The organism is Streptomyces sp. NPDC001002, assembly GCF_053599215.1.
The window spans coordinates 1-8,152 of sequence record NZ_JBSFLV010000249.1; the positions used below are offsets into that span (position 1 = coordinate 1).

The following is an 8,152-nucleotide window of genomic DNA, read 5'->3' on the forward strand; positions in this document are numbered from 1 at the left end:
GTCGGCACCGAAGGCAACCTCGGCGGCCAGGCCCAGGTGCGAGGCGTCTCCGGCGTCTGGAAGGACCTCACCGACAACGTCAACTTCATGGCCCTGAACCTGACTTCACAGGTCCGGAACATCGCCCAGGTCACCACCGCCGTGGCCAACGGCGACCTGTCGAAGAAGATCACGGTCGACGCGCGCGGCGAGATCCTGGAGCTGAAGGACACCGTCAACACGATGGTGGAGCAGCTGCGGGCCTTCGCCGACGAGGTGACGCGCGTGGCCCGCGAGGTCGGCACCGACGGCCGACTGGGCGGCCGGGCCCAGGTGTTGGGCGTATCCGGCGTGTGGCGGGACTTGACCGACAACGTCAACTACATGGCCGACAACCTGACGTCACAGGTACGGAACATCGCCCAGGTCACCACCGCCGTCGCCAACGGCGACCTGTCGAAGAAGATCGACGTGGACGCGCGCGGCGAGATCCTGGAGCTGAAGACCGCCATCAACACGATGGTCGACACGCTGTCCTCCTTCTCCTCCGAGGTCACCCGGGTGGCCCGCGAGGTCGGCTCCGAGGGCCAACTCGGCGGCCAGGCACGGGTGGAGGGCGTGTACGGCACCTGGAAGCGCCTGACGACGAACGTGAACGAACTCGCCTCGAACCTGACGACCCAGGTCCGCGCGATCGCCGAGGTCGCCTCCGCCGTCGCCCAGGGCGACATGTCCCGCTCGATCACGGTCGAGACGCAGGGCGAGGTCGCCGAGCTGAAGGACAACATCAACCTGATGGTGGCCAACCTCCGCGAGACGACCCGCGCGAAGGACTGGCTGGAGTCCAACCTGGCCCGCCTCGCCGCGCTGATGCAGGGCCACCGTGACCTGATGGAGGTCGCCGACCTGATCCTGCGCGAGCTGACGCCGCTGGTGAACGCCCAGTACGGCGCGTTCTTCCTGGCCGACCCGGACGAGGACGGAGCCTCCCTGCACACCGCCGTTCCCGCCAAGGGCCTTGCGTTCATCGCCGGTTACGGGTCGGCGCAGGGCGCGACCGTCGACACCGGCGGGATGCCGGTGCACGGTCTGGTCCGGCAGGCGGCCCGCGAGAAGAAGCGGATCCTGGTGGAGGAGGCCCCGCCGGACTACATCAAGATCAACAGCGGACTCGGTGAGGCGGCCCCCGCGAGCGTCGTGATCATCCCGATCCTCTTCGAGGACAAGCTCCTCGGCGTGATCGAGCTGGCCTCCTTCTCCCGCTTCTCCGACGTCCACCTGGCCTTCTTCGACCAGTTCGTGAACACCATCGGCGTCGCGATCAACACCATCATCGCCAACTCCCGCACCGAGTCCCTGCTCGGCGAGTCCCAGCGCCTGGCCATGCAGCTCCAGGAACGCTCGGACGAACTCCAGAAGCAGCAGGCGGAGTTGCAGCGCTCCAACGCCGAACTGGAGGAGAAGGCGGCTCTGTTGGCCACCAGCTCCCAGTACAAGTCGGAGTTCCTGGCGAACATGTCGCACGAGCTGCGCACCCCGCTCAACTCCCTGCTGATCCTGGCCCGTCTGCTCTCCGACAACCCGGACGGCCATCTCACCGACCAGGAGGTCCAGTTCGCCACCACCATCCACCGCTCCGGCTCGGACCTCCTCCAGCTGATCAACGACATCCTCGACCTGTCGAAGATCGAGGCCGGCCGGATGGACGTACGCCCGAAGAAGCTGCCGCTGATCAAGCTGCTCGACTACGTCCACGCCACCTTCCGCCCGCTCACCCTCGACCGGGGGCTCGCCTTCGAGGTGACGGTCGGCGAGGACGTACCGCGCGAGATGTACTCCGACGAGCAGCGCCTCCAGCAGATCCTGCGCAACCTGCTCTCCAACGCGATCAAGTTCACCGCGACCGGCCGGGTCGAGCTGCGGGTGACCCGGATCAAGGACCCCGACCACGACTGGGGATCCCCCCGGTCGAGCGATGTCGAGAGTGGGGGAGTCCGCGACAGCGACGACGTCATCTCCTTCGCGGTCACCGACACCGGCATCGGCATCGCCCCCGAGAAACTCCCGGTGATCTTCGAGGCGTTCCAGCAGGCCGACGGCACCACCAACCGCAAGTACGGCGGCACCGGCCTCGGCCTCTCCATCAGCCGTGAGATCGCGGGCCTGCTGGGCGGCCGCATCGTCGCCGAGAGCCGCCCCGGCCAGGGATCCACCTTCACGCTGTACGTCCCCGTCGTCACCCCCGGCCACCCGGCGACCGTGGCGAGCCCGGAGGACGACCGGGCGGTGTCGGTGCCGCAGCAGCTCTCCTCCGAGCCGATCCAGGCCACGCACGACCCCGAGGACTCCTGGCCGGCGCCCACCAAACTGGAGGCGTGGAAGGCGGGCCGGGCCGGACAAGTGCTGCCCGGCAGGCGGGTGTTGATCGTCGACGACGACATCCGCAACGTCTTCGCCCTCACCCACGTCCTGGGCCGCGTCGGCATGCCGGTCCTCTACGCGGAGAACGGCCGCGAGGGCATCGAGACGCTGGAGCGCAACCCGGACGTCGAACTCGTCCTGATGGACATCATGATGCCGGAGATGGACGGTTACGAGACCATCGCCGCCATCCGCCGCGCCCCCCGCTGGACCGGCCTGCCCATCGTCGCGCTGACCGCGAAGGCGATGCCGGGAGACCGCGAGAAATCCATCGCGCGGGGCGCCAACGACTACGTACCGAAGCCGGTGGACGTCGACCAACTGCTCACCGTCGTCTGCGCGCTCCTCGATCCGGAGGGCACGGAGGAGGCAGTGGCCGATGCCGTCCCGGAGACCGTCGCACCGGGACCGGGCAGCACGACAGGGGAAGCCGCGGTCCCGCCGGACACCGAATGAGGCACAGTCACCATGAGCGCTGAGGCAACGACCGAAGAGCGCGCCAGCATCCTCCTCGTCGACGACATGGAGGACAACCTGATCGCGCTGGAGGCCGTCCTGGGGTCCCTCAACGAGCCGATCGTCAGGGCGCGTTCGGGCGAGGAAGCGATGAAGGCGCTGCTGCGCCAGCAGTTCGCCCTCGTCCTGCTCGACGTCCGGATGCCCGGCATGGACGGCTTCGAGACCGCCGCGAACATCAAGCGGCTCGACCAGACCAAGGACGTCCCGATCATCTTCCTGACCGGCGCGGAGGACGACTCCGGCTACGCCTTCCGCGGCTACGCCACGGGAGCCGCCGACTACTTGACCAAGCCCTTCGACCCCTGGGTCCTCAGAGCGAAGGTCAACGTGTTCCTGGACCTGCACCGCAAGAACGTGCAACTGGAACGCCTACTGGCCCAGGAACAGGCCGACTACAGCAGAGCGAACGCTCAACTGGCGGAGCTGGAGCGAAGGTTGGAGGCCGGCGAACCACTCGACGTGCCGGCGCTACGCGCCCATGTAAGGGAGCTACGCCAACTTCTCGGCCGAGGCCGCATCAACTAACCAGGGGCGCGGGGAACTGCGCGACCAGCCACGACGCACGGTCAGCCGCCAACAGTCCCCCGCCACCCCCTACGCTTCGCGAGACCCGGCGTACATCTCGTCGATCAACGCCTTGTACTCCCGCTCCACCACCGGCCGCTTCAGCTTCAGGCTCGGCGTGATCTCCCCGTGCTCGATGTCGAGGTCGCGCGGCAGGAGGCGGAACTTCTTGATGGTCTGCCAGCGCTGGAGACCCTCGTTGAGTTCCTTGACGTAGCCCTCGACCATGGCGACGGTCGCCGGCGCGGCCACGACCTCGGCGTAGGACTTGCCCTCCAGCCCGTTCTCCTTGGCCCACTCCAGAATGGACGGCTCGTCAAGGGCGATCAGCGCCGTGCAGAAGTTCCGGTCGGCGCCGTGCACGAGGATGTTGGAGACGTACGGGCACACCGCCTTGAACTGCCCCTCCACCTCGGCGGGCGCGATGTACTTGCCGCCCGACGTCTTGATGAGGTCCTTCTTGCGGTCCGTGATGCGCAGGTAGCCGTCGGGCGAGAGCTCGCCGATGTCGCCGGTGTGGAACCAGCCGTCCGACTCCAGCACTTCCGCCGTCTTCTCGGGCAGCCCGTGGTAGCCCTCCATGATGCCGGGCCCGCGCAGCAGGATCTCGCCGTCCTCCGCGATGCGGACCTCCGTGCCCGGCAGCGGCTTGCCGACCGTGCCGGTGCGGTACGCCTCGCCGGGGTTCACGAAGGAGGCCGCCGAGGACTCGGTGAGCCCGTAACCCTCAAGGATGTGGATGCCGGCGCCCGCGAAGAAGTAGCCGATGTCGGGCGCGAGCGCGGCCGAGCCGGAGACGCAGGCGCGCAGGTTGCCGCCGAAGGCCTCGCGGATCTTGGCGTACACGAGCGCGTCGGCGACCTTGTGCTTGGCGCCGAGCCCGAAGGGGACCGAGGCCGTGCCGGTGCGCCGGAAGTTGTCCTGGGCGGCCTTGGCGTACTCGCGGGCGACCTCGGCGGCCCACTGGAAGATCTTGTACTTGGCGCCGCCGCCCGCCCGGGCCTTCGCGGCGACCCCGTTGTAGACCTTCTCGAAGATCCGCGGGACCGCCGCCATGTACGTCGGCTTCACGACCGGCAGATTCTCGATGATCTTGTCGACGCGGCCGTCGACGGCGGTGACGTGCCCGACCTCGATCTGCCCGGAGGTGAGCACCTTGCCGAAGACGTGCGCGAGCGGCAGCCACAGGTACTGCACGTCCTCGCCGCTGATCAGACCGGTCGCGGCGATGGCCTTCGCCATGTACGACCAGTTGTCGTGCGGGAGCCGGACGCCCTTGGGGCGGCCCGTGGTGCCGGACGTGTAGATCAGCGTGGCCAGCTGGTCCTTGGTGATCGCGCCGACCCGCTCCTTGATCAGGTCGGGGTTCTTCTCCAGGTACTCGGCGCCGCGCTGCTCGAGGTCGGCGAGGGTGAGCACCCAGTCGCCGCTCTCGACACCGGCCGGGTCGATCACGACCACGTGCGTCAGGTCGGGCAGCTCGGCGCGCTTGGCCACCGCCTTGGCCAGCTGGGCCGCGTCCTCCGCGATCAGCACCCGGCTGTCGGAGTCGGCGAGGATGAACGCCGACTCGTCCTCGTTGGTCTGCGGATAGACGGTGGTCGTGGCGGCGCCCGCGCACAGGATGCCCAGGTCGGCGAGGATCCACTCGACGCGGGTCGAGGAGGCGAGCGCCACGCGCTGCTCGGGCTGGACGCCCAGCTCGATCAGGCCGGCCGCGATCGCGTAGACCCGCTCGGCGGCCTGGGCCCAGGTCAGCGACTTCCAGTCGTCCGGGCCCTCGCCGGCGGCCGGCGGTACGGGGTAGCGGTACGCCTCTGCGTCCGGTGTGGCCGAAACGCGCTCCAGGAAGAGGTTCGCCACGCTCGGCGGACGGTTCTCGATCAAGGTCTGTGTGTCGCTCACGACATCCTCCGGGCCCGCGACAGTGCGGCGGCTGGCTCAAGTGCGGCTGTTGTTTAACTCGCGAGTAACTATCGAGCAGAGGATCAGAGTAAAGCGCGACCGGCCACCGCGTAAGGGGCGGCGGACCGCCACTTCCCACCAGGAGCGACACCGGTCGAACGACGGAAGACGCCGGGCCCGCCACGCGGCAGCGCGACGGGCCCGGGAAATCGGTGCAGCACGGGACTATTTCTTGCCCTTGCCCGATCCCGCGTTCTCGTCGCTGGACAGCACGGCGATGAAGGCCTCCTGCGGAACTTCCACGGAACCCACCATCTTCATCCGCTTCTTGCCCTCCTTCTGCTTCTCCAGCAGCTTGCGCTTACGGGAGATGTCGCCGCCGTAGCACTTGGCGAGGACGTCCTTGCGGATGGCGCGGATGGTCTCGCGGGCGATCACCCGGGAGCCGATGGCGGCCTGGATGGGCACCTCGAAGGCCTGCCTCGGGATCAGCTCGCGCAGCTTGGCGACCAGCCGCACGCCGTACGCGTACGCCGCGTCCTTGTGCGTGATCGCCGAGAACGCGTCGACCTTGTCGCCGTGCAGCAGGATGTCCACCTTGACCAGACTGGAGTCCACCTCGCCGGTGGGCTCGTAGTCGAGCGAGGCGTACCCCCTGGTCTTGGACTTCAGCTGGTCGAAGAAGTCGAAGACGATCTCGGCGAGCGGGAGCGTGTACCGGATCTCGACCCGGTCCTCGGAGAGGTAGTCCATCCCGAGCAGGGTGCCGCGCCGGGTCTGGCACAGCTCCATGATCGAGCCGATGAACTCCGACGGTGCGAGGATCGTCGCGCGCACGACGGGCTCGTAGACCTTGTCGATCTTCCCCTCGGGGAACTCGCTCGGGTTGGTGACGACGTGCTCGCTGCCGTCCTCCATGTCGACGCGGTAGACCACGTTCGGCGCGGTCGCGATGAGGTCGAGCCCGAACTCGCGCTCCAGCCGCTCCCGGACCACGTCCAGGTGCAGCAGCCCGAGGAAGCCGACGCGGAAGCCGAAGCCGAGGGCGGCGGAGGTCTCCGGCTCGTAGACGAGCGCGGCATCGTTGAGCTGGAGCTTGTCGAGGGCCTCGCGCAGCTCCGGGTAGTCGGAACCGTCCAGCGGATACAGACCCGAGAAGACCATCGGCTTGGGGTCCTTGTACCCGCCGAGCGCCTCGGTCGCGCCGTTGTGCAGCGTGGTGATCGTGTCACCGACCTTGGACTGGCGGACATCCTTCACACCGGTGATCAGATAGCCGACCTCGCCGACCCCGAGCCCGTCGGCGCCGAGCATCTCCGGCGAGTTCGTGCCGATCTCCAGCAGCTCGTGGGTGGCGCCGGTGGACATCATCCGGATCCGCTCACGCTTGTTGAGCTGCCCGTCGATGACACGTACATACGTGACGACGCCCCGGTAGGAGTCGTACACCGAGTCGAAGATCATCGCGCGGGCGGGCGCGTCGGCGACACCGACCGGCGCCGGGATGTCCCGCACCGCCCGGTTGAGCAGCGCGTCGACCCCGAGCCCGGTCTTGGCGGAGACCTTGAGCACATCGTCGGGGTCACAGCCGACCAGGTTCGCCAGCTCCTCGGCGAACTTCTCCGGCTGGGCGGCCGGCAGGTCGATCTTGTTCAGTACGGGGATGATCGTGAGGTCGTTCTCCATCGCCAGGTAGAGGTTGGCGAGGGTCTGGGCCTCGATGCCCTGGGCGGCGTCGACGAGGAGGATGGTCCCCTCACACGCGGCCAGCGACCGCGAGACCTCGTAGGTGAAGTCGACGTGTCCCGGGGTGTCGATCATGTTGAGGATGTGCGTGGTGCCCTTGTCGGGCCCCTCGGTCGGGGCCCAGGGCAGACGCACGGCCTGGGACTTGATCGTGATGCCGCGCTCGCGCTCGATGTCCATCCGGTCGAGGTACTGAGCGCGCATCTGTCGCTGCTCGACCACACCGGTCAGCTGGAGCATCCGGTCGGCCAAGGTGGACTTGCCGTGGTCGATGTGCGCGATGATGCAGAAATTGCGGATCAGAGCCGGGGCGGTACGGCTCGGCGCGGGCACAATGTCAGGGGTCGCGGGCACGCAGGGTCCTGTCTCTTGAGGCGCCTTGTGCCTCGGGTCGGATCGATACGTAGGCTCCATGGTCCCACGGGCGGCGACCTGAGACCGGTTTGGGCCATCCGGTGGGCCCCTGGTACCGTTGACAGCTGTGTCTCATGCCCTCTCAGCACGGGACACACCCCAAGAAATCACCTGGTACGAGGCCCTCGCGGTCCCGTGCCTGAACCTGAAAAGGCTCATTCGTGGCGAACATCAAGTCCCAGATCAAGCGGATCAAGACCAACGAGAAGGCCCGGCTGCGCAACAAGGCCGTGAAGTCCTCCCTCAAGACCGCGGTCCGCAAGGCCCGTGAGGCTGCTGCCGCGGGTGACGTCGAGAAGGCCACCGAGCTGCAGCGCGCTGCCGCGCGTGCGCTCGACAAGGCCGTCTCCAAGGGCGTCATCCACAAGAACCAGGCCGCCAACAAGAAGTCGGCGCTTGCTTCGAAGGTCGTTGCCCTCAAGGGCTGACACATTGATGTGAACACCGGAAGGACCCGGGCGGGCCCTCTCTCCCGCCCCCGACCGGCACCTACGGATACCGCGCACGACTGCGTTCGCCACGCGGGCGCGGAATCCAACAGCTCGAACCCGAAGGCCCCGACCGCCGCCCTTCCCCGGGCGACGGTCCGGGGCCGTAGGGCACC

5 protein-coding genes are annotated in these 8,152 nt (G+C 68.0%); 3 read left to right on the forward strand and 2 right to left on the reverse strand.

What is annotated here, in order from left to right:
• Together ACWDR3_RS46395 and ACWDR3_RS46400 are read left to right on the forward strand one after the other, a co-directional pair.
• Positions 1 to 2,856 (forward strand): HAMP domain-containing protein (locus ACWDR3_RS46395; protein WP_450358733.1); only part of this gene is annotated, 2,856 nt, incomplete at its 5' end.
• Positions 2,857 to 2,868: 12 nt separating this feature from the next.
• Positions 2,869 to 3,444, forward strand: a complete 576-nt coding sequence (locus tag ACWDR3_RS46400) for a response regulator (protein ID WP_450358734.1) — start codon at positions 2,869 to 2,871, stop codon at positions 3,442 to 3,444.
• A 69-nt stretch (positions 3,445 to 3,513) separates the two neighbouring features.
• Here ACWDR3_RS46400 and ACWDR3_RS46405 read toward each other — a convergent pair whose 3' ends face one another.
• Together ACWDR3_RS46405 and lepA are read right to left on the reverse strand one after the other, a co-directional pair.
• Entirely contained in the window at positions 3,514 to 5,388 is a 1,875-nt protein-coding gene (locus ACWDR3_RS46405; protein WP_450358735.1) for an AMP-dependent synthetase/ligase, read from the reverse strand.
• Positions 5,389 to 5,613: 225 nt separating this feature from the next.
• Complete coding sequence (gene lepA / locus ACWDR3_RS46410; protein ID WP_450358736.1) at positions 5,614 to 7,488, reverse strand: translation elongation factor 4; 1,875 nt, start codon at positions 7,486 to 7,488, stop codon at positions 5,614 to 5,616.
• A 221-nt stretch (positions 7,489 to 7,709) separates the two neighbouring features.
• Between lepA and rpsT the strand changes: the two genes are divergently transcribed.
• Positions 7,710 to 7,976, forward strand: a complete 267-nt coding sequence (gene rpsT, locus ACWDR3_RS46415; protein WP_123999906.1) for a 30S ribosomal protein S20 — start codon at positions 7,710 to 7,712, stop codon at positions 7,974 to 7,976.
• Positions 7,977 to 8,152: the final 176 nt, after the last annotated feature.

Excerpts from the sequence above, each read along its gene's own strand:
- ACWDR3_RS46400 (WP_450358734.1), top strand. The coding sequence starts at position 2,869 with ATGAGCGCTGAGGCAACGACCGAAGAGCGCGCCAGCATCCTCCTCGTC.